Origin of the sequence: Pseudomonas sp. A-RE-19 (assembly GCF_019956555.1) — a bacterium.
GTDB lineage: Bacteria > Pseudomonadota > Gammaproteobacteria > Pseudomonadales > Pseudomonadaceae > Aquipseudomonas.
The window spans coordinates 117,802-136,125 of the sequence record NZ_JAHBDQ010000008.1 but is presented as its reverse complement, the minus strand read 5'-3'; the positions used below and the strand labels follow the sequence as shown (position 1 = coordinate 136,125).

Annotated in this window: 18 protein-coding genes and 2 pseudogenes; 9 read left to right on the top strand and 11 right to left on the bottom strand. The window is 57.1% G+C overall.

Annotated elements, in window-relative coordinates; translation table 11 throughout:
• Nucleotides 1-117: 117 nt before the first annotated feature.
• Entirely contained in the window at nucleotides 118-1,155 is a 1,038-nt protein-coding gene (locus KGB14_RS06615; protein ID WP_223484995.1) for an alpha/beta hydrolase family protein, read from the top strand.
• A 36-nt stretch (nucleotides 1,156-1,191) separates the two neighbouring features.
• On the opposite strand, the gene KGB14_RS06610 is transcribed toward KGB14_RS06615, so the two are convergent.
• The 4 genes and pseudogenes from KGB14_RS06610 to KGB14_RS28535 form a co-directional block, all read right to left on the bottom strand.
• Nucleotides 1,192-2,379 carry an MFS transporter gene (locus tag KGB14_RS06610; RefSeq protein WP_223484993.1) on the bottom strand — a complete coding sequence of 396 codons (1,188 nt, stop codon included), beginning with the start codon at nucleotides 2,377-2,379 and terminating at the stop codon, nucleotides 1,192-1,194.
• A gap of 301 nt (nucleotides 2,380-2,680) precedes the next feature.
• The gene (locus tag KGB14_RS06605) at nucleotides 2,681-4,270 is read right to left on the bottom strand and encodes an ABC-F family ATPase (RefSeq protein ID WP_223484991.1); all 1,590 of its coding nucleotides are present in this window, start codon (nucleotides 4,268-4,270) and stop codon (nucleotides 2,681-2,683) included.
• Between the two features lie 5 nt (nucleotides 4,271-4,275).
• A pseudogene (locus KGB14_RS06600) lies at nucleotides 4,276-4,530 on the bottom strand (integrase); the annotation flags it as partial.
• A gap of 413 nt (nucleotides 4,531-4,943) precedes the next feature.
• Entirely contained in the window at nucleotides 4,944-5,150 is a 207-nt protein-coding gene (locus KGB14_RS28535; protein ID WP_223484988.1) for a hypothetical protein, read from the bottom strand.
• 391 nt (nucleotides 5,151-5,541) lie between these two features.
• Between KGB14_RS28535 and lpxO the strand changes: the two genes are divergently transcribed.
• The gene (gene lpxO, locus KGB14_RS06590) at nucleotides 5,542-6,441 is read left to right on the top strand and encodes a lipid A hydroxylase LpxO (protein ID WP_223484987.1); all 900 of its coding nucleotides are present in this window, start codon (nucleotides 5,542-5,544) and stop codon (nucleotides 6,439-6,441) included.
• A 147-nt stretch (nucleotides 6,442-6,588) separates the two neighbouring features.
• Here lpxO and KGB14_RS06585 read toward each other — a convergent pair whose 3' ends face one another.
• Nucleotides 6,589-7,461, bottom strand: a complete 873-nt coding sequence (locus tag KGB14_RS06585; RefSeq protein ID WP_223484985.1) for a Ku protein — start codon at nucleotides 7,459-7,461, stop codon at nucleotides 6,589-6,591.
• Between the two features lie 210 nt (nucleotides 7,462-7,671).
• On the opposite strand from KGB14_RS06585, the gene KGB14_RS06580 reads away from it, so the two are divergent.
• Nucleotides 7,672-8,031: a hypothetical protein gene (locus KGB14_RS06580; protein WP_223484983.1), complete on the top strand. Its 360-nt coding sequence runs from the start codon at nucleotides 7,672-7,674 to the stop codon at nucleotides 8,029-8,031.
• Between the two features lie 51 nt (nucleotides 8,032-8,082).
• Complete coding sequence (locus KGB14_RS06575) at nucleotides 8,083-9,234, top strand: PQQ-dependent sugar dehydrogenase (protein ID WP_223484981.1); 1,152 nt, start codon at nucleotides 8,083-8,085, stop codon at nucleotides 9,232-9,234.
• Nucleotides 9,235-9,340: 106 nt separating this feature from the next.
• Here KGB14_RS06575 and rimI read toward each other — a convergent pair whose 3' ends face one another.
• Nucleotides 9,341-10,438, bottom strand: a complete 1,098-nt coding sequence (rimI, locus tag KGB14_RS06570; RefSeq protein ID WP_223484979.1) for a ribosomal protein S18-alanine N-acetyltransferase — start codon at nucleotides 10,436-10,438, stop codon at nucleotides 9,341-9,343.
• 200 nt (nucleotides 10,439-10,638) lie between these two features.
• On the opposite strand from rimI, the gene KGB14_RS06565 reads away from it, so the two are divergent.
• From KGB14_RS06565 to ilvA, 3 genes and pseudogenes are all read left to right on the top strand, one after another.
• A complete protein-coding gene (locus tag KGB14_RS06565) occupies nucleotides 10,639-12,117 on the top strand; it encodes a RimK family protein (protein WP_223485052.1) in 1,479 nt (492 codons plus the stop codon).
• Nucleotides 12,118-12,124: 7 nt separating this feature from the next.
• On the top strand, nucleotides 12,125-13,048 hold the full coding sequence (locus KGB14_RS06560) for a magnesium transporter CorA family protein (protein WP_223484977.1): 924 nt from the start codon (nucleotides 12,125-12,127) through the stop codon (nucleotides 13,046-13,048).
• A gap of 588 nt (nucleotides 13,049-13,636) precedes the next feature.
• Nucleotides 13,637-14,632, top strand: a pseudogene (gene ilvA / locus KGB14_RS06555) (threonine ammonia-lyase, biosynthetic); the annotation flags it as partial.
• Nucleotides 14,633-14,650: 18 nt separating this feature from the next.
• Here ilvA and eco read toward each other — a convergent pair.
• Complete coding sequence (gene eco / locus KGB14_RS06550; protein ID WP_223484973.1) at nucleotides 14,651-15,133, bottom strand: serine protease inhibitor ecotin; 483 nt, start codon at nucleotides 15,131-15,133, stop codon at nucleotides 14,651-14,653.
• Nucleotides 15,134-15,525: 392 nt separating this feature from the next.
• On the opposite strand from eco, the gene KGB14_RS06545 reads away from it, so the two are divergent.
• Nucleotides 15,526-15,795, top strand: a complete 270-nt coding sequence (locus KGB14_RS06545) for a DUF1652 domain-containing protein (protein ID WP_223484971.1) — start codon at nucleotides 15,526-15,528, stop codon at nucleotides 15,793-15,795.
• Here the strand turns inward: KGB14_RS06545 and KGB14_RS06540 are convergent.
• Nucleotides 15,792-16,190 (bottom strand): hypothetical protein, encoded by a 399-nt coding sequence (locus tag KGB14_RS06540; protein WP_223484969.1) that lies wholly within the window; start codon nucleotides 16,188-16,190, stop codon nucleotides 15,792-15,794. The genes KGB14_RS06545 and KGB14_RS06540 overlap by 4 nt on opposite strands.
• 90 nt (nucleotides 16,191-16,280) lie before the next feature.
• A complete protein-coding gene (locus KGB14_RS06535; protein WP_223484967.1) occupies nucleotides 16,281-16,544 on the bottom strand; it encodes a DUF2790 domain-containing protein in 264 nt (87 codons plus the stop codon).
• 506 nt (nucleotides 16,545-17,050) lie between these two features.
• On the opposite strand from KGB14_RS06535, the gene KGB14_RS06530 reads away from it, so the two are divergent.
• Nucleotides 17,051-17,347: a hypothetical protein gene (locus tag KGB14_RS06530; protein WP_223484965.1), complete on the top strand. Its 297-nt coding sequence runs from the start codon at nucleotides 17,051-17,053 to the stop codon at nucleotides 17,345-17,347.
• Between the two features lie 91 nt (nucleotides 17,348-17,438).
• On the opposite strand, the gene KGB14_RS06525 is transcribed toward KGB14_RS06530, so the two are convergent.
• Nucleotides 17,439-17,996, bottom strand: a complete 558-nt coding sequence (locus KGB14_RS06525) for a hypothetical protein (RefSeq protein ID WP_223484962.1) — start codon at nucleotides 17,994-17,996, stop codon at nucleotides 17,439-17,441.
• Nucleotides 17,993-18,223: a hypothetical protein gene (locus KGB14_RS06520; RefSeq protein WP_223484960.1), complete on the bottom strand. Its 231-nt coding sequence runs from the start codon at nucleotides 18,221-18,223 to the stop codon at nucleotides 17,993-17,995. Before KGB14_RS06520 ends, KGB14_RS06525 begins: the two co-directional genes overlap by 4 nt.
• Between the last annotated feature and the right edge of the window lie 101 nt (nucleotides 18,224-18,324).

Below are 18,324 nucleotides of genomic sequence, written 5' to 3'. Positions count from 1 at the left end.
CTGGTCATCGTGATGGCCAGATACGGAGTTTTTTGTTTCTGGCGGTGATCAGTTTCTGGCCCAGGTTATGCAGTCGAGGGTTAATATCTGCGGTCAGGTAATAAGGTGGGGCATCCCATGATGCGTCTTTGTGCAACGCTACTGATTTGTCTGCTGGGCAGCCTGAATTCAGTGCACGCCATGCCTGCGCCGCACCCTCATTGGAGTGTCGGCTTCCATGAGATGACATTTCTCGATCCGCTGGATTTGCAGCCGATGCGCGCCATTGCCTTTTACCCGTCCAGCGACAAGGAACATTCCAGCACGCTCGAGAACTACACCGTCGAAGCCGGTGAAGACACCAAAGTCGCCATCGGGCGCTTTCCGATGCTGATGCTGTCCCACGGCAATACCGGAACCCCGCTGGCCCTGCACGACCTCGCCACCTCGCTGGCACGCAAGGGCTTTGTGGTGGTGGCGGTGATCCATCCCGGCGACAACTCCAAGGACCACAGCCGCCTCGGCACCTTGAGCAACCTTTATGGGCGGCCGATCCAGATTTCCGAAGCCATTACCGCGACATTGAGCGACCGTATGCTCGCGCCCTTCGTCAATGCCGATCAAGTCGGAGTGATTGGCTATTCGGCGGGCGGTGAGACGGCGTTGATCCTGTCCGGCGCCACCCCGGACCTGGATCGTCTGCGTCGTTATTGCCATGAGCGTCCGGATGATCGCGATGCTTGCAACACGCAAGGTGAACTGATCGTCGATCGTGATGATTTGCAGCCAGTGGCAGACCCGCGCGTGCATGCCTTGCTGCTGATGGCGCCGCTGAGTCTGAAGTTCGGCCGCCACACCCTGGCCGACGTGCATGTGCCGGTGCTGTTGTACAGCGGCGATGGCGACAAACTGGTGGCGTTCGATAAAAACGCCGCAGCGCTTGCACGCAAACTGCCGACCGCCCCGGACTTCAAGTTGCTGGCCGGGGCAGGGCACTTCGTATTCCTGGCGCCGTGCAACGAAGAACAGATCGCCGCCATGCCGGCACTGTGCACCGATGCCGACGGCGTCGACCGCAAGGATATTCACCGCAACATGATTTCCGAAGCCGGACGGTTCTTCTCCCATGCCTTGGGCAAACCCTCCCGCGCCGGCTTGCAAACCGCAGATCAATGAATCCAACGCGGTCCCCGTAGGAGCTGCGGGTGGAAGTCAGGCCATTGCGCGGTGTTTCAGTAATAAGGTCAAACCCAGTCCGGTTATCGACAACACCGCCGCACTAAAGAAAATCCACGAATACCCCAGGTTCAACGCCACCGCGCCCATCAGCGGTCCGGCAATCGCCAGTGCCAGATCAAAAAACACTCCATAGGCACTCAAACCCGCTCCGCGACTGGAATTGGGAACCTGCTTGATCGCTTCCACCCCCAACGCCGGGTAGACCAGCGACAGACCGAACCCGGTCAGGCCCGCGCCGATCAAGGCATAACCCGTCGAAGGCGCCAGCCACAGCAGGATCAGCCCCACGGTTTCAATACTCATGCAGGCGATGGCCGAGGTGAAACCACCGAAACGGCTGATGCTGGAAATGAACAACAGTCGCGCCAGAATGAAACAGACCCCGAACACCGTCAGGCAATAAGCCGCGCCGCTCCAGCCAAGGCTGACGTAATACAGGGTAATAAAAGTGGTGAGCGTGCCGTACCCGATGGACGCCAGGCTCAGGCTCGCGCCAAAGGGGGCAATACGGCCGAACACCGCCCAGAACGGCAGGCGCTCACCGCGAATCACCGGCACCGAAGGTTTGTTGCGAATCAACAGCAACGCCATCAAGGCCAGTAACGACAGCGCAATCCCGAGGCTGGTGAACCCCAGTTCAGCGACCATCACCACGCCCAGCGGCGCGCCAATGGCGATGGCGCCGTACGAGGCGATCCCGTTCCAGGAAATCGAACGCGCCGTGTGCTCGGCCCCCACCTGGCCCATGCACCAACTGATCGTGCCGACCCCGATCAACCCTTGAGCGATGCCCAGCAGCAAACGGCTGGCGATCAGGATAGCCAGGCTCAACAACGGCAGACTTTGCAGCAGGGTCGACAGCAATGTCAGCACGCCGCTCAATGCAATCCCCGACAAGCCGTAAACAATCGCCCGTTTGGTGCCAATGCTGTCCGACAGACGCCCGGCCATGGGGCGGCTGAGCAGGGTGGCCAGGTATTGGGAACCAATGGTCAGCCCCGCCACGATGGCGCTGAACCCCAGCTGTTCATGGACATACCCCGGCAACACCGCAATCGGCAGGCCGATGCAGAGGAAGGCGATAAAGGTATAGAAAACGATGGACACGATCTGCAGGGTGATCGCCATGGAGCTTTGTGGGGGAAGCTGCTGCACAGACATGAGAGCTCGTTCGCGGGCGGCGGTAGGAGAACTGCATCATGGCGTGGGCGGGGGATAAAAGGAAGCAGGCTAACGAAGTGGATTGCAGATCAGCATAGGCCTTCAGCATTTGGCTCATCGCGAGCAGGCTCGCTCCCACATTGGATAACGGCGTACGCAGAATGTATGTTCACTGGAGCTCTACTGTGGGAGCGAGCCTGCTCGCGATGGTCTCAACACCGAAGTGTTTTGAATCTGAAATGCAAAAAGCCCCGTCACCAGGACAGGGCTTTTCATTTGAAGCTTGCAGCTGGAAGCCGTCTTACATCAACACACCCTGACTACGCAGGTAATCGTCATAGGTGCCGCTGAAGTCGATCACGCCATCGGCGCTCAACTCGATGATGCGGGTGGCCAGGGACGATACGAACTCACGGTCGTGGCTGACGAAGATCAGCGTGCCCGGGTAGTTCTCCAGCGCCAGGTTCAGCGCTTCGATGGATTCCATGTCCAAGTGGTTGGTCGGTTCGTCCATGATCAGCACGTTCGGCTTTTGCAGGATCAGCTTGCCGAACAGCATGCGACCTTGCTCACCACCGGAGATGACCTTGACCGACTTGAGGATTTCGTCGTTGGAGAACAGCATACGGCCGAGGGTGCCGCGAACCAGTTGCTCGCCGCCCTGGGTCCATTGGCCCATCCAGTCGAACAGGTTGCAGTCGTCTTCGAAGTCGTGGGCGTGGTCCTGGGCGTAGTAGCCCAGTTCCGCGGCGTCGGTCCATTTCACGGTGCCGGCATCCGGAGTCAATTCGTTGACCAGAGTGCGCAGCAGGGTGGTTTTACCGATACCGTTCGGGCCGATGATCGCTACGCGTTCGCCGGCTTCAACCTGGAAGCTGAAGTCCTTGAACAGCGGCTTGCCGTCGAAGCCTTTGGCCATGCGCTCGACGATGACCGCCTGACGGTGCAGCTTCTTGGTTTGTTCGAAACGGATGAACGGGCTCACACGGCTCGAAGGCTTGACTTCGGCCAGCTGGATCTTGTCGATCGCCTTGGCACGGGAGGTCGCTTGCTTGGCTTTCGAGGCGTTGGCCGAGAAGCGGCTGACGAACGATTGCAGCTCGGAAATTTGCGCTTTCTTCTTGGCGTTGTCCGACAGCAGTTGCTCGCGGGACTGGGTCGCCACGGTCATGTACTCGTCGTAGTTGCCCGGGAACAGGCGCAGCTCGCCGTAGTCCAGGTCAGCCATGTGGGTGCACACGCTGTTCAGGAAGTGACGGTCGTGGGAGATGATGATCATCAGGCTGGAGCGCTGGGTCAGAATATTTTCCAGCCAGCGGATGGTGTTGATGTCCAGGTGGTTGGTCGGTTCGTCGAGCAACAGCACTTCCGGGTCGGAGAACAGCGCCTGCGCCAGCAACACGCGCAGTTTCCAGCCCGGGGACACTTCACTCATCGGGCCAAAGTGCTGCTCGATGCCGATACCCAGGCCCAGCAACAATTCACCGGCGCGGGATTCGGCGGTGTAGCCGTCCATTTCGGCGAATTCAGTTTCCAGCTCGGCCACGGCCATGCCGTCTTCTTCGGTCATTTCCGGCAGCGAGTAGATGCGATCGCGCTCGGCCTTGACCTTCCACAGCTCTTCGTGACCCATGATCACGGTGTCGATCACGGTAAATTCTTCGTAGGCGAACTGGTCCTGACGCAATTTACCCAGACGCACGTTCGGCTCGAGCATGACCTGGCCGCCGGACGGCTCGAGGTCGCTACCGAGGATTTTCATGAAGGTCGACTTGCCGCAACCGTTGGCGCCGATCAGGCCGTAGCGGTTACCGGCGCCGAATTTGACCGAAACGTTTTCGAATAGCGGCTTGGCGCCGAACTGCATCGTGATGTTAGCTGTGGAGATCAATTACTTTACCTATCAATGGGTTGCGAGCTGCGCATTTGGCGCTTGGGCCATTCCTGGGGCATTTTGGAGTTCCTCTCCATCTCTCCCCAGTCACCGCTAGAGTTCAACCAGCGCGCATAAGTCGAGAGCAGCATCTGGACGTTGTGTCCAAGCTGTTGGGCAATAAAGGCGGGATTCATGCCAGACATTGTGCATATTGTCGCATAAGTGTGACGGCAGTTGTACGGCGGGCGATAACGTGTCGCCAGCTTCTTTAAGGTTCGGTCCAGGTTTTTGCAGAATCGGGGTCTGGATGAGGGGGCTCATCCTGGATAGACAGGGAAACGTAGAGGCCTCTCAATGTTATTTTTGTTCAGCGTTGTGTTCGAGACACTTGGTGTGGCTCTGGGTAAAGTCATCACCGCTTGCCCGGCCAGGTGTGTTTCAGATGGATTGCTGAATGGCCAGCACTTGGTCAGGGTGGGCACCTGTTCAGATTCGTCTCTCCAGCCATCGTCGAAGATCACGACATGGTTTTACGCAAGGCTGGACCGTGCAAATCACCTCTGCAGGCAGTGACAATATAGTTGTCGCTACCTGCCCGCTGTAAACGACTCGCTGGTCGCGGGTGAAAGTCTGGCTTCCCCGCACGTTGAACTGCGTTCGACAAACCGGCGACTGACCAGATAGAGACTCAGAGCAAGTAGCCAGTGGCTTGTCCGAGATGATTGTCCTGCACTCCAGTAATGAGGTGCAGTGGCATGTGCTGTTGCTCATCAGTGGATGGTATTTCGAAACTTCCCACTATTTGAAGGTGTCGCTCTCTCAGTCTGGTCGACTCTTCTTCTTTTGCCTTAGCCATTCTCGCGTGATTCGCTGCGATTTCGTTGAGAGTTGACACGTTACATCTCCCGGTGACTGACCAAGCGTATCGCTGGAGTCCTTAAGCATTAGTTTGATTGCCGCCGCGTCAGAAATACGTCGTTCTGGGGCTGCTACGCCCGGCTTTTGCAAGGCCCAAGCCAGACATGGCCGTGTATTGCGTCCCACGTTTTCATATGCGACGAATGGTGGCGTGGCAGGAGGCCACCGTTGGGAGAGCACGTTCCCACGCGGGATGAGCGGCGGACCCGCCCTACAAAAAAGCGTAGACACATTTTCACAGTTGAACGTTAACTATTAGTTACAAACTGTCGCTAAAATGTCATTTTTAGAGTCCGTGCCGGACGTTGGCATGGCTCAAGAACGCGCCATCGGGACGCAGTGTTCATTTCTGACGTGTGACGATTTTCGTGAAACTTTTCATTGCCGCTATTTATGTCATCTCCATTATGTATGTCCACTTGCGCGGCCGAGTGCGCCATAAGCTGGGTCGTCAACTAAGCGACCACTCGACCTTCCTCGCACCGATCAATTGCTTCCTGTATCTGTTCTCGAAACTTCCCAACAAGCCTTACCTCAATCCGGCGGATTTCTCCGACCTGAGTCCTTTGCAGGCTCATTGGGAAGAAATCCGTGCTGAAGGCCAGAAGCTGCTCAAGGCCGGAGAGATCAAGCGTTCAAATCAGTACGACGACGTCGGTTTCAACTCGTTTTTCAAAAGTGGCTGGAAGCGTTTCTATCTCAAGTGGTACGGCGACAGTCACCCTTCGGCCGCAAAGCTCTGCCCGCGCACGACTGAACTGGTGCAAAGCATTGGCTCTATCAAGGCGGCGATGTTCGCCGAGTTGCCACCGGGTTCGAAACTGGTTCGTCACCGCGATCCGTATGCCGGTTCTTACCGTTATCACTTGGGCCTGGAAACGCCGAACGATGCCGGTTGCTACATCAATGTCGACGGTGAGAACTACCATTGGCGCGACGGCGAGGCGGTGATGTTCGATGAAACCTTCATTCATTACGCTGAAAACGCCACCGCGCAGAACCGCATCATTCTGTTCTGTGACGTCGAGCGGCCGATGAAGTATCGCTGGGCGGCGGCGTTTAACCGATGGTTCAGCCGTACGGTAATGGCGGCGGCGGGCGCACCGAACGATGCCGGGGACAAGACCGGCGCTATCAACCGCTTGTTCGCCAAAATCTACAAGATTCGCCTGCGCGGCAAAGCGCTCAAGAAGCGGAACCGCACCCGCTACTACTTGGAGAAATGGGTGATTTTTGGTGGGGTGCTGGCGGTTTTTGTTTTGATCTGAGTTTTGTGTTGTGGCGCATCAAGCCATCGCGAGCAGGCTCGCTCCCACCTTTGTTCTATGTCGTTCACACGGCCAATGCGGGAGCGAGCCTGCTCGCGATGGGGCCGGTATTTCCATCGCATAACTTATGGATGCTCCAGGAGTCGGTTAGCCGCTGGACCGTTTCGTGGTTTTTTTCTCCGCGGCAGGTTTGGCTTTCGAAGCTGGTTTACTGGCCGCTTTACCGCCCCCCTTGCCACCCAGACTGCGTTTGAGCAGTTCAGTCAGATCAATAACATCGGCAGTTTTACGCGCCTCTTCGCCCGTAGCGGTTTCGACATCTTCGATCTTGCCTTCATTCGCCTTCGTCTCGACCAGTGCCATGATCTTGTCTTCGAAGCTGTCGCGGTACTCCTCGGGCGTCCAGTCGGCACTCATGTCCTCCACCAGCCGTTTGGCCATCTCGAGCTCACCTTTGGCCAGATCCGGCTTGGTCACGTCACTGCCCAATTCCAGTTGATCGAGGCTGCGCACTTCGGCGGGCCAGCGCAGCATCACCAGCACCAGGGCTGATTCCAGCGGCATGAGGGCCGCCAAATGCTGGCGGGTATGCAAAACAACGCGGGCCAGGGCGACCTTGTCGGTTTTGCTGAGGGTTTCGCGCAACAGCGCATACACCTTACCGCCGCGTTTGTCTGGCGCCAGGTAGTAGGGCGTGTCGATGTTTTGCAAAGGGATCTGCTTGCTGTCGACAAAGGCAAAAATGTCGATGGTTTGGGTCGACACTGGGTGGGCTGAGCGAATCTCCTCTTCGCTGAGCACGACGTAACGTCCCTTCTCGTACTCGATCCCTTTAACGATGTGCTCTTGGGTGACTTCCTTGCCAGTGACCTTGTTGATGCGCTTGTAGCCGACCGGGTCCATGCTGCGGCTGTCGAGCCAGTTGAAATCGATCCCTCGGGAAGACGTTGCCGAGACCAGCGCCACGGGGATGTGCACCAGACCGAAACTGATTGCGCCTTTCCAGATTGCCCGTGCCATCGTCGTGATCTCGTCGGTTGATGTTCTGGTGACCTGTGGCCGAGGGCAAAAGTTTCAGTCGGCGGCGGCCCGGTCCTGCGGGCGGATCAGCGGTGTGGTCAACTCGTGTTACATCTTCTGGAAGAGGTTTTAGTTAACAAATCCGAACCCCGGGCGTAGCGTGGTTCTATTCATCCATGAAGCGTCGCATGCTCATTTAGAGAGGTCCTCATGAACCGATGTGTGCTCGGCGTCATCGCGCTGGTATTGAGTGGTGTGTTGAGCCCTTTGGCTCTGGCCGACACCGCACCGCCATCCTCGTCATTGCTGCTGGCCCAGAACCTGCCGGGCAGCACCAATAACAATCCTTACAACAGCCCGATTCACCGGGCCAATCCCAACAGCATGCAAGGCACCCAACCCAGCATCCCGGTGATTCGCGGGCCGAGCACGGTGCCTGTGCCACGGCCGCCAACCCTGGACAACGGCGGCATTGGCAACCGCTATCCACAAGATCGACCGGCGCCCACCAGCCAACCGAAATTCATTCCCAATCCAGCGCCCCGGGACTCGGACCGCAACTACCGTTGAACGGTAGGACAGAGGTCTTGCCAGCCATTTTGACGACAAAAGGAATCGTGCATGTTGCGTAAAACCTTCTTGGCCACTGTCTGTGCCAGTGCTTTGCTTACAGCCACGGCGTCTGTTTTCGCGGCGCCGACGCAGGATTTGAAAAGCGAGCAGGGCACCCTTGAGGTCACGCCGATCGTTAAAGGCCTGGAACACCCTTGGGCGTTGGCATTTCTGCCCGACCGCCAAGGGATGCTGGTGACCGAACGCCCCGGCAACCTGCGGGTGGTCAGCACCGACGGCAAACTCTCGGACCCGCTCAGTGGCGTGCCTCAGGTCTGGGCCAAGGGGCAGGGCGGATTGCTCGATGTGGTGTTGTCGCCTGACTTCAAGCAAGACCGCATGGTCTATCTGTCTTACGCCGAAGGTGGCGGTGAGGGCGACAAGGCTGGCACGGCGGTCGGTCGCGGACGGTTGTCGCAAGACCTGACGGCGATCAAGGATTTCAGGGTGATCTTCCGTCAGGAACCCAAGCTCTCCGTCGGCAATCACTTCGGCTCGCGACTGGTATTCGACCGCGACGGCTACCTGTTCATCACCCTGGGCGAGAATAACGACCGACCCACCGCTCAGGACCTCGACAAGCTGCAAGGCAAGGTCGTGCGGATCTATCCGGACGGCAAGGTACCGAACGACAACCCCTTTGTCGGGCAAAAAGGTGTTCGCCCGGAAATCTGGTCCTACGGCCATCGCAACCCGCAGGGCGCGGCGCTCAACCCCTGGAGCGGCACACTCTGGGAAAACGAACACGGCCCTCGGGGCGGCGACGAGATCAACCTCATCGAACGAGGCAAAAACTACGGTTGGCCCATCGCAACCCACGGCATCAATTATTCCGGTCTGCCGATCCCGGAAGCCAAGGGCGAAACCGCCGAAGGCACCGTGGCCCCGCACCACGTCTGGGAAAAATCCCCCGGCCTCAGCGGTATGGCCTTCTACGACGGCGATCGCTTCAAGGCCTGGCAGCACAACGTGTTTATCGGTGCGCTGGTGAATCAAGAACTGATCCGCCTGCAATTGAAGGATGACAAGGTTGTTCACGAAGAACGGTTGCTCGGTGAGCTCAACAAACGTATTCGCGATGTGCGGCAGGGACCGGATGGTTATTTGTATGTACTGACCGATGAGGATGACGGGGTGCTGTACAAAGTTGGCCTGAAGTAATGCGCATATCCTGTGGCGAGGGAGCTTGCTCCCGCTGGGGTGTGAAGCGCGCCCATGCAATCGACTGCTTCGCACTCGAACCGGAGCAAGCTCCCTCACCATAGGTTTACCCCCGCCGGTAGAGAATCACCGCTGCCCGCAGCTTGTCTCGTCCGAAACTGCACATTTTGTCGAATTCCCCATGGCTGACCGGCAAGTGCTGGCAATCCATTGGCTGACGATGCTGGCTGTGATCCACATCCGGATCGTGCAGGTAGACGAACTCTTCATCGCAATCGGTGACGATCACCCAATGCGGCGCCTTGGAACGGGTCAAGCGATAGCTGCTGATCAATACCAGTGGCTGCCCGCCATCGTGCAGTAACTGTGGCAGATCCAGTGGTCCGCCGATCATTCGCTCCACATCGGTGGCTTGCAACTGCGCCGTGAACTCCTCGTGTACCAGGCGCATTACGTCTTTTTTATGCGCATCGCGCACACCATCGAGAAAGAGCGGCCCGGCCATGCTCAGTTGCAGCCGCACCCGCAAGCCACGGCGCCACGCTGCCAGCGCCAGACCTTGAGGGCTGCAGCCACCGTGGCCAGACGTCATGAACACCGTGGTCGCCTCGCGCCAGATTTGCAGTTCTTCGCCGCGCTCCAGCGCTCGATCTTCTTGCAGCGCGCCCATGGCCATCAGCAGGCAGGCCGGGCCACAGGTGAACTCGGTGGTCTGCGGGTAGTAAGGCACCTTGATGTTGCGTGAATCGCGGTGCTGGAGGATACGTTTTTCCAATCGCAGCGCGTCGGCATGGTCCTGGTAATAGTCGTGAATCAGCGCAAAACGTCGGTAGCCGTTGCGCTCATAGAGAGCAATCGCCGTCGGATTGTCGATACGCACTTCCAACCGCAGGTAGGCGCAGTCATGCTCAATGGCGCAGGTCTCGACACGTTCGAGCAATTGCTTGCCCAGCCCATTGCCGCGAGCATCAAGGGCTATCGCAATCGAGTATAGGCGCGCCAATGAAGTGCCCCGGTGGAACAGCACCACCGCATAGCCCACCAATTGCTCGCCGCATTGGGCTACCAACAGTTGCCCGTGGGCCCGAGTGATCATCCATTGAAAACTGCGACTGTTGAGCCGGTCCGTGGTGAAACATTGCTGTTCGAGTGCCAGCAGTGCCGGTATGTCCTCAACGACCGCCAAGCGAAAAACAGAATTCATATGACCACCGTAAAAGTTGCGTAACGAAACGGGACTTTCAAAAAAGTTCGTGCTTAATAGGAATGGTCTTGTTCTTCAATGGATCAATCACTATGTCAGCGGTACAAGGTCATTGGCGCGAAGTATCTGAGCAAAAGTTGCCAACAGCAATAACTTCTGCAAACTATTTAAATGGCTCGATCAGAACTTCCAGCCAGTTGATGATCATCGTCGAGCGCAAGGAAGACTGGGCCTCCTACTTTCCGAGTGAAGACATCGTCACCGCCCAGGAATACCTCGAACAGGCCCGCGACAACGAGCAGGGCAAACGGGTTCAGGTGATCAACCTGTGTCGCAGCTACAAGTACCTCGGGCACGGTTATTACTGCTCGCTGCTGGCCGAAGCGCGGGGGCACAAGGTTATTCCGACGGTGCGGACCATCAGCGAACTGACCCGCAAATCCCTGTATGGGCTGGCCCTGGATGATCTGGATAGAACCCTGGAAAAGGCCCTAAGCAATCACCTTTACAGCGATACCGAAGGGTTTACCCTGACACTGTACTTTGGAAAAACCTCGATCGAGCCATTACAGGATCTGGCCCGACAGTTATTCGAGGTTTTCCCTTGTCCTATATTGCTAGTTGAGTTTCGTCGAACTAACGGTTGGCACATCGAAGGTGTAAAGTTTGGCGCCTTGCATAAGTTGCGTGAAGATCAGGAGGATCAGTTCGCTAATGCACTCGACAGTTTCAGTCGCAAGATCTGGCGCATGCCGCGCTCCAGGCGATTGGCCCGTTATGACCTGGCCATTCTGCACGATCCGCTAGAAGCATTACCGCCCTCCAATCCCAAGGCTTTGGACAACTTCGTCAGGGTCGGCAAGACACTAGGCATCGACGTCGAGCTGATTGAACGCAAGGACTACGCCCGAATCGCCGAGTACGACGCGCTCCTGATTCGCGAGACAACGAGCGTCGACAACCACACCTACCGCTTCGCCAAAAAAGCCGAGAGCGAAGGTTTGGTGGTGATGGATGACCCTGCGTCGATCCTGCGCTGCACCAACAAGGTCTATCTGACGGATTTGCTCAAGAGCCATCAACTGGGCATGCCCGCCACTGAAATCCTCTACAAGGAACGACCGGAAGATTTCGAGCGGGTAGGTGAGCGCCTGGGGTTTCCACTGGTGCTGAAGATCCCCGACGGTTGTTTCTCAAAGGGCGTCATTAAAGTCGAAAGCCAGCAAGCCTTGCTCGAGGCGACTGCCGAACTGTTCGAGCACTCGGTGTTGCTGCTGGCTCAGGAGTTCTTCTACACCGAATATGACTGGCGCATAGGCGTGCTCAACCGCAAACCGATCTTTGCCTGCCAGTACTTCATGTCCAAGGGCCATTGGCAGATCTACAACCACAAGGCCAAAGGCCTGGACATCAACGGCGAATGCCGCACCCTGGCGGTTCATGAAGCACCGCGAGCCGTGGTTGAACTGGCGGTGAAAACCGCGAATCTCATCGGCGACGGTCTCTATGGCGTCGACCTCAAACAGTCCGGCGACAAAGTGGTGGTGATCGAAGTCAACGACAACCCGAACATGGACGCCGGCATCGAAGACGCCTACTTGCAGGACGATTTGTATTCCCTGGTGCTGGAAGAGTTTGTCCGTCGGCTGGAGCTCAAACGCCGCGGCCAGGCGTGGTGAGCGGCCGATGATCAAGAGTTTTGAGCTGAGCCACGGCGCCCTGCAAGCGGTCGAACGGCTAGACGCCGACGTGATGCTATTCAGTAACCCCGATGCGCCCGAACGGGATCTGTTGCACAGCCATTTCAAGCTCGATGAACATGCTCTGGCCTCGGCCCTGGACCCCGACGAGGTGTCGCGCATCGAGTTCCACCCCGACAATCTGTTCCTGATCTGGAAGCGCCCGGAAAACTACTCCGGCGGTGGGAGCCTGGCCTTCGAGGTGTCGTCCTGCGGCTTGCTGTTTTCTCCGGGGCGTCTGCTGGTGATCGCCACCGACGACTCGCCGCTCAGCGGCCTCGGCACGCGGCAGTCACTGAAGACGCCACTGGATGTGTTGCTCGACCTGTTGTTCAACAACATTCACCACTATCTGGGGCACCTCAAGGTGATCAAGATGGTTGCCCGGGAGTTGCAACAAAAATTCAATGCCTCGATGCAGAACCAGCATCTGATCCAGATGTTCAACCTCAGCGAAAGCCTGATCTATTACATCAACGCCATTCACAGCAACGGCGCGGTCCTGACCCGGCTGCGTAATCATGCGGCGAAGGAACACTTCAGCGTTGAAGCCATTGGTTTGATCGACGATCTGATCATCGAAAACAACCAGTGCTACAAGCAGGCGGAAATCTACTCCACGGTGTTCTCCGGGCTGATCGACGCGCGGGGCAATCTGATGAACAACAGCATGAATAACCTGCTGCGCAAACTGACGTTGATCAACGTGGTGTTTCTGCCGTTGAACCTGATTGCGAGCATTGGCGGTATGTCCGAGTTCAGCATGATGACCGCCGGCACGCCGTGGTGGATTTCCTATCCGTTGTTTCTGACTGTGATGATGCTGGGGGCGGGAGTGATGGTGATCGGCCTCAAGCGCCTGGCGAGGTGACTTTGGCGGCTGTCAGATCGCCTTCGCGAGCAGGCTCGCCCCCACATTTTGATCCGGGTTGCCCCAAGGTCCGAGTCCAGCGCAGCCCTCCCTGTGGGAGCGAGCCTGCTCGCGATAGCTATCGAAAAATCACAACAATCCTGAATCAAGCTTGTTGAGTGGCATCGATGGCGTTCTTGCGGCGTTGAAACCCCCGCGAGCAATGAGGGGCAGGGCGACAGACTTCATGGTTTCCTTCCTTGGGACAATGAGCAGAATCGCCAGCCTACGGCGGCCCTTGAAAATTGGCCGTTGACTTGCCATCAGCGTCCGGCTAATTTCCAGCCATGACTTCCACCGTATTGCGCTGCCAGCCAAGCATTATTACCGCCATTCCTTATTTGGCGGGCTAGCTCACGACTGCAGCACCCAACCCGCCCTAGAGGCGGGTTTTTACTTTCCGTCTCCTGGGTTTGAGCTTACCGGGCACACGCAACCGGGGCAGGAGCTGCGAGGGCTGCGATCTTTTGATCTTGAAACGCAAAGATCGCAGCCTTCGGCAGCTCCTGCGCCGACCGCGTAAACCCGGATACCGTAAAGGAGACGACCATGAGCAGCACCCCCGCCCAGCAGAGCTTGCTTGAGCACTACGTGAAAAAGATCCTCGCCGCGCCGGTGTATGAACTCGCCGTGCGCACGCCGTTGCAAGCGGCACCAGCCTTGTCCGAGGCGTTGGGCAATCAGATCCTGCTCAAGCGTGAAGATTTGCAACCGACCTTTTCCTTCAAGATCCGCGGCGCCTACAACAAGCTGGTGCACCTGAGCGATGAACAGAAGGCACGTGGCGTGATCACCGCCTCGGCGGGCAATCATGCCCAGGGCGTCGCGTTGGCGGCCCGTGAACTGGGAATCGCCGCAACCATCGTCATGCCTTGCACGACGCCGGAACTGAAGGTGCTGGGTGTCCGCAGTCGGGGTGCCGATGCGGTGCTGCATGGCGAGAGTTTTCCGTTTGCCCTGGAATATGCGCTGGACCTGGCACGGACAACCGGTCGCACCTTTGTCTCGCCCTTCGACGACCCGGACGTGATCGCGGGGCAGGGCACCGTCGCCATGGAAATCCTTCGCCAGCATCAAGGGCCGGTGGATGCGATCTTCGTTCCGGTGGGCGGGGGTGGCTTGATCGCCGGTATCGCCGCGTACGTCAAATACCTGCGCCCTGAAGTTCGCATCATCGGCGTCGAGTCAGAACATTCCGCCTGTTTGCAGGCAGCATTACAGGCCGGTGAGCGGGTTATCCTGCCCAGCGTCGGCACCTTTGCCGATGGCGTGGCCGTCGCTCAGATCGGCGCCCACGGTTTCGAGGTCTGCCGGTTTTGCGTCGATGAGGTAATGACCGTCAGCAATGACGAACTCTGCGCTGCCATCAAGAATATCTACGACGATACTCGCTCGATCACCGAGCCTTCCGGCGCTTTGGCTGTGGCCGGGATCAAGCAGTACGTGGCACGAACCGGCGCACGGGGGCAGACCCTGGTGGCCATCGATTCCGGCGCAAATATCAATTTCGACAGTTTGCGGCATGTGGCCGAGCGTGCCGCGTTGGCGTGAGGGCTGGACTGGTTATTCCTGAGCGGCTTTCTCGACCTGACTCGACGCCGACCAGATTCGGTAACGCACTTCGACGTCCTGTGGCACGTAGAGCACGATCGGCAACTTGCTGTTGTAACGCAGCCTGAAACCGTCACCGACCACCGGTACGAAGTCTTGTTTGCGCTGGCCATCCGGGCAGGCCATCAGCGTGCTCATCGGACCGGTGACTTTTTCCAGCCGGTAAAACGGGTAGCCCCAGCCCTCGAGGTTCTTTTCCTCGAGCCTGCCACCCAGACGCTGACGGTTGCAGTCGACGGCCAGGGTCTTGCCAGCCAGGATCTCGACTTGATAGCCGTCTTCCTGTTGTTGCGGGGCGAGGTGAATGACCTGGCGGGTAAAACCGCTCTCAGGTTTGGGATAGGGCGCGACGTCTTCGAGGGTCGCAGCCTGGGTTACGGACGACAGAACGGCAACTATCAGCCCGACGGTCGTGTTAAGCGGCAAAGCACCCATGATGCCTCCTTGCGTGTGTGCGGGGTCAGCGGATACTGAATAGATGGGCCGCATTTTCACTGTCGTCCTCGGTCAATGCAAACCCGCCATCAGAGATGGGTTGCAAAATGCAGGTATCGAAAACAGTCCTTTCTTGCATTTTGCATGACGCGATGTGTTGCCTGCTTCGTTAAACCCTTGATTGGCCGACGAGCCGCAGGGCGAAATTCTGGGCATGTTTTATGCTGAAGCTGTCTTGAGCTGACCACGATTCCCACTGAGTCAGCGCTGAAACAAGAAAGCGGTCGGACGTTGGAACGATGAGGCCCGCACGGAAGAAAAAGAACGGGCGATTTGAGCTCCGACCGACATTGATTTTCGATTGGCAATCGCACACTACCGAGAGGGTGGCCATGTTTCTTTCTGCCTTGGAACTACGCAATATCGTTGAAAGCAGTTTTCTCCCGAAACGCTGCCAATGCACGCTGTCGCCGGACCTGTCGATGACCGTCAAGGTGTATTCGGACGTTGAGACTGACCATCTGGACCTGTTTGTTACCGGCATAGATGCTCAACGCCTCAATGGATGTAGGGAGATCAACAATCTGATCGCCGAGTTACGCACCGACCTTGCGCATAGCACGCACAGCCAGCTGTTCTGTCCAAAGTCAAAAGCCCATTAACCGGCCGTTTCACCCAGTTCGACCGACACGCGCCGGGTCTGGATAAACCCCAGGCCCAGTGCCAACTCCACCGCAATCGCCAACAAAATACCCGGCCCGGCCTGACCATTGAGCCATTCGCCGAAGCCCAGTGCCGCCAAGCCGAAACACCCCACCATAAAGCCGCTGCACATCGCGCTTCTCGCCGCCGAGGGCGGTGCCTGCCGCACGAGATAAAACATCACCCCCAACGCGGCGAACAGCACCGCACTGCGCCGGGCGACAAAACCTGCCGCGGACGAGTACTCGATACTCCAGATCGCCAGCAACCATTGGGGCATCAAACCCCAGACCAGCGCCAGCAGAAAACAAAGGACGGCGGTGAACGTCGACAGCGTGCGAAACGAGAACTGCATGGCGAATCCTTTCAGCAGTGAGGGAGACGCCAAAGCATAGCGTCAGAACCCTCACAGGCCTACCGCCAAACACCGAATCAGAATCTTCTGTCAGTTCTGATAACTGCACGCGTCAGAAAGTTTTCGGTAGGTAATTTCCGCAGGCTTGCCCGACTTGTCGATGTACTTCATGTCAGCCGTCACCACTTGGCATTCCAGCGTCGATGGCTCAGTCAGGGAAACGACCTTGGCCACGTGCAGCGGCATGCCGTAGTGATAGGGCACGGCCTGGGACGACGTATCGTTGGCCTGAGCGAAACCTGCGAACGCGGTGCAGGCGAGGGCGGTGGTTATCAGGAGTGTTCGCATGTTCATGGTGAGTCTCCAGTGCAGAGGGGAAGTCAGTTCGACTGAAGAACGTCGAACCTGCCGCACTGGGCGTCAGAGGGAGCTGAGGGCGTGCGGTCCAGTAAAGTTTTGGACCGTGGGGTTAAGCGATGGTTAACCCAGTTGCATGCCGCCTGTCGTGAGGCGGTTTCTGACAGAGGTTTCATGCAGGTAAAAAAACTGAGGGAGCTTCGGCTCGTTCCTACAAGCTTGGACGCCTTGTCGTCTTTCGCTGGCTGGTTATCAGCGTTTACTGTTTGGCTTCGCTGCAAAATCAGCGAACAGGTTTGGTCACCTGACTAACACTGCACATATATGTGCCATCATTCGCTCTGCGGACTTCTACGTCTCGTAGTGCGTTGCAATGGTGGCTGTGTGCAGGACGCTTTCGAGCGAGCCGTTTGGGTGTTAGCGGTTGACCAAGCCTGTACACAGCCGCCTCCATCGTTTGGTCACGGTGCTGGCGATTACTAATTAATACTCGAGTAATTACTATGCCAACGATAAATCCATTCCCCGAACGGTACCGTTCAATCAAAAGCAGCGTCACCGACTCAAAACCCTTGGTGATCGACACAGAAGCCAATCCGCAAGATATTCTCGAAGCTGCGTTGCAGCGCATCCGAGCCTCCAGCCAGTTACTTGAAACGCTCCATTGCCAGTGCTTCAAGCACGGCGATGTTCAGGACATTCCGCACATTACCCATGCGCTTTATTTGCTGACTCAGGATGGTTGCGATCTGTTGACGGTTGCTCAGCAGCGGATGATGGGGTGGAAGGCACCGGTCTGACGCCGTACCTTCAGAAAAGCCTGCCTCTTGTGGGGTAGGCTTTGAAGCTAGATGTCCGATGGTAATGATTAAACTGGAATAAAATGGCGCTTCACTGTTTTGCATTGTTCAGATCAATCAGCGTTTCACCCGCTTCAGCAGAGGTCGCGGGAAGCTCGGATAATTCAAGATAGGCCTCGTGTTTTCCATAGCTTAAATATTTGCTTGAGCTTTCATTGCCTGTGTTCTCAAAAATGACTTGAGCGCCCTTTGCAGATATTTTTACCCAACGAGGACGATTCCTTTCAGCGAAATCGATTCGTTCTATTTTCCCGTCACCTGAGTCGAAATAGAACAAAACACCTTGTATAAAATTTGAAGTGAACTCGCCAGAAATTACGAGTGCATTTAGATATTGCTCGCCGGAAGTGCACTGCCACTGCACCTCGCTTCCCCGCGATTCGGTCGAGTCGTCGTACATGAATCTCGTTTGTTTGTCGTGGCGGATTTTATAGACATAAGAGTCTTCAATGGATGAGCTGCGTAACAGTGAAGCAGTATGATTTGGTCCGGCCAGTTCGCAGTTGATGACTGAATTTAACTGAGGTTGAGCTGCGAATGCCTGAATACTGAATGTGGCAAGTCCAATGCTGAACAGAAGGTTTTTCATTTCACCATATCCCTCAAGATTTGCATTGAGTTGGGAGCAGCATGAAGCTTCGCGGAGCAATCCTTGATCTTGCGGTAATAGATACCGGACGGGCGCTGGGAGCCGGGCTTGTCCGCGATACAGGCGCCTCGGTATGTCAGGTACACCGAGGTGATGCTATCGCAGGCAAGTGCGATGTTGAAACAGAACGGCTGGTTGAGGGCTTTGCGGCCGACGAAGCTGAGCACCTCCACGCCTCAAGCGATCTGACACCAAACCCTGATTTTAAGGCGGAATCGGATGAGGTTCTCCCGGGAAGCATTTCAGGCTCCTGTTAGCTAATTGTCTG

What these genes read in the sequence shown, in the direction of transcription:
- KGB14_RS06615 (WP_223484995.1), top strand. Translation starts at nt 118, where the DNA reads ATGATGCGTCTTTGTGCAACGCTACTGATTTGTCTGCTGGGCAGCCTG.
- KGB14_RS06610 (WP_223484993.1), bottom strand. Translation starts at nt 2,379, where the DNA reads ATGTCTGTGCAGCAGCTTCCCCCACAAAGCTCCATGGCGATCACCCTG.
- KGB14_RS06585 (WP_223484985.1), bottom strand. Translation starts at nt 7,461, where the DNA reads ATGGCACGGGCAATCTGGAAAGGCGCAATCAGTTTCGGTCTGGTGCAC.
- KGB14_RS06580 (WP_223484983.1), top strand. Translation starts at nt 7,672, where the DNA reads ATGAACCGATGTGTGCTCGGCGTCATCGCGCTGGTATTGAGTGGTGTG.
- KGB14_RS06575 (WP_223484981.1), top strand. Translation starts at nt 8,083, where the DNA reads ATGTTGCGTAAAACCTTCTTGGCCACTGTCTGTGCCAGTGCTTTGCTT.
- rimI (WP_223484979.1), bottom strand. Translation starts at nt 10,438, where the DNA reads ATGAATTCTGTTTTTCGCTTGGCGGTCGTTGAGGACATACCGGCACTG.
- KGB14_RS06565 (WP_223485052.1), top strand. Translation starts at nt 10,639, where the DNA reads ATGATCATCGTCGAGCGCAAGGAAGACTGGGCCTCCTACTTTCCGAGT.
- KGB14_RS06560 (WP_223484977.1), top strand. Translation starts at nt 12,125, where the DNA reads ATGATCAAGAGTTTTGAGCTGAGCCACGGCGCCCTGCAAGCGGTCGAA.
- eco (WP_223484973.1), bottom strand. Translation starts at nt 15,133, where the DNA reads ATGGGTGCTTTGCCGCTTAACACGACCGTCGGGCTGATAGTTGCCGTT.
- KGB14_RS06545 (WP_223484971.1), top strand. Translation starts at nt 15,526, where the DNA reads ATGTTTCTTTCTGCCTTGGAACTACGCAATATCGTTGAAAGCAGTTTT.
- KGB14_RS06540 (WP_223484969.1), bottom strand. Translation starts at nt 16,190, where the DNA reads ATGCAGTTCTCGTTTCGCACGCTGTCGACGTTCACCGCCGTCCTTTGT.
- KGB14_RS06535 (WP_223484967.1), bottom strand. Translation starts at nt 16,544, where the DNA reads ATGAACATGCGAACACTCCTGATAACCACCGCCCTCGCCTGCACCGCG.
- KGB14_RS06530 (WP_223484965.1), top strand. Translation starts at nt 17,051, where the DNA reads ATGCCAACGATAAATCCATTCCCCGAACGGTACCGTTCAATCAAAAGC.
- KGB14_RS06525 (WP_223484962.1), bottom strand. Translation starts at nt 17,996, where the DNA reads ATGAAAAACCTTCTGTTCAGCATTGGACTTGCCACATTCAGTATTCAG.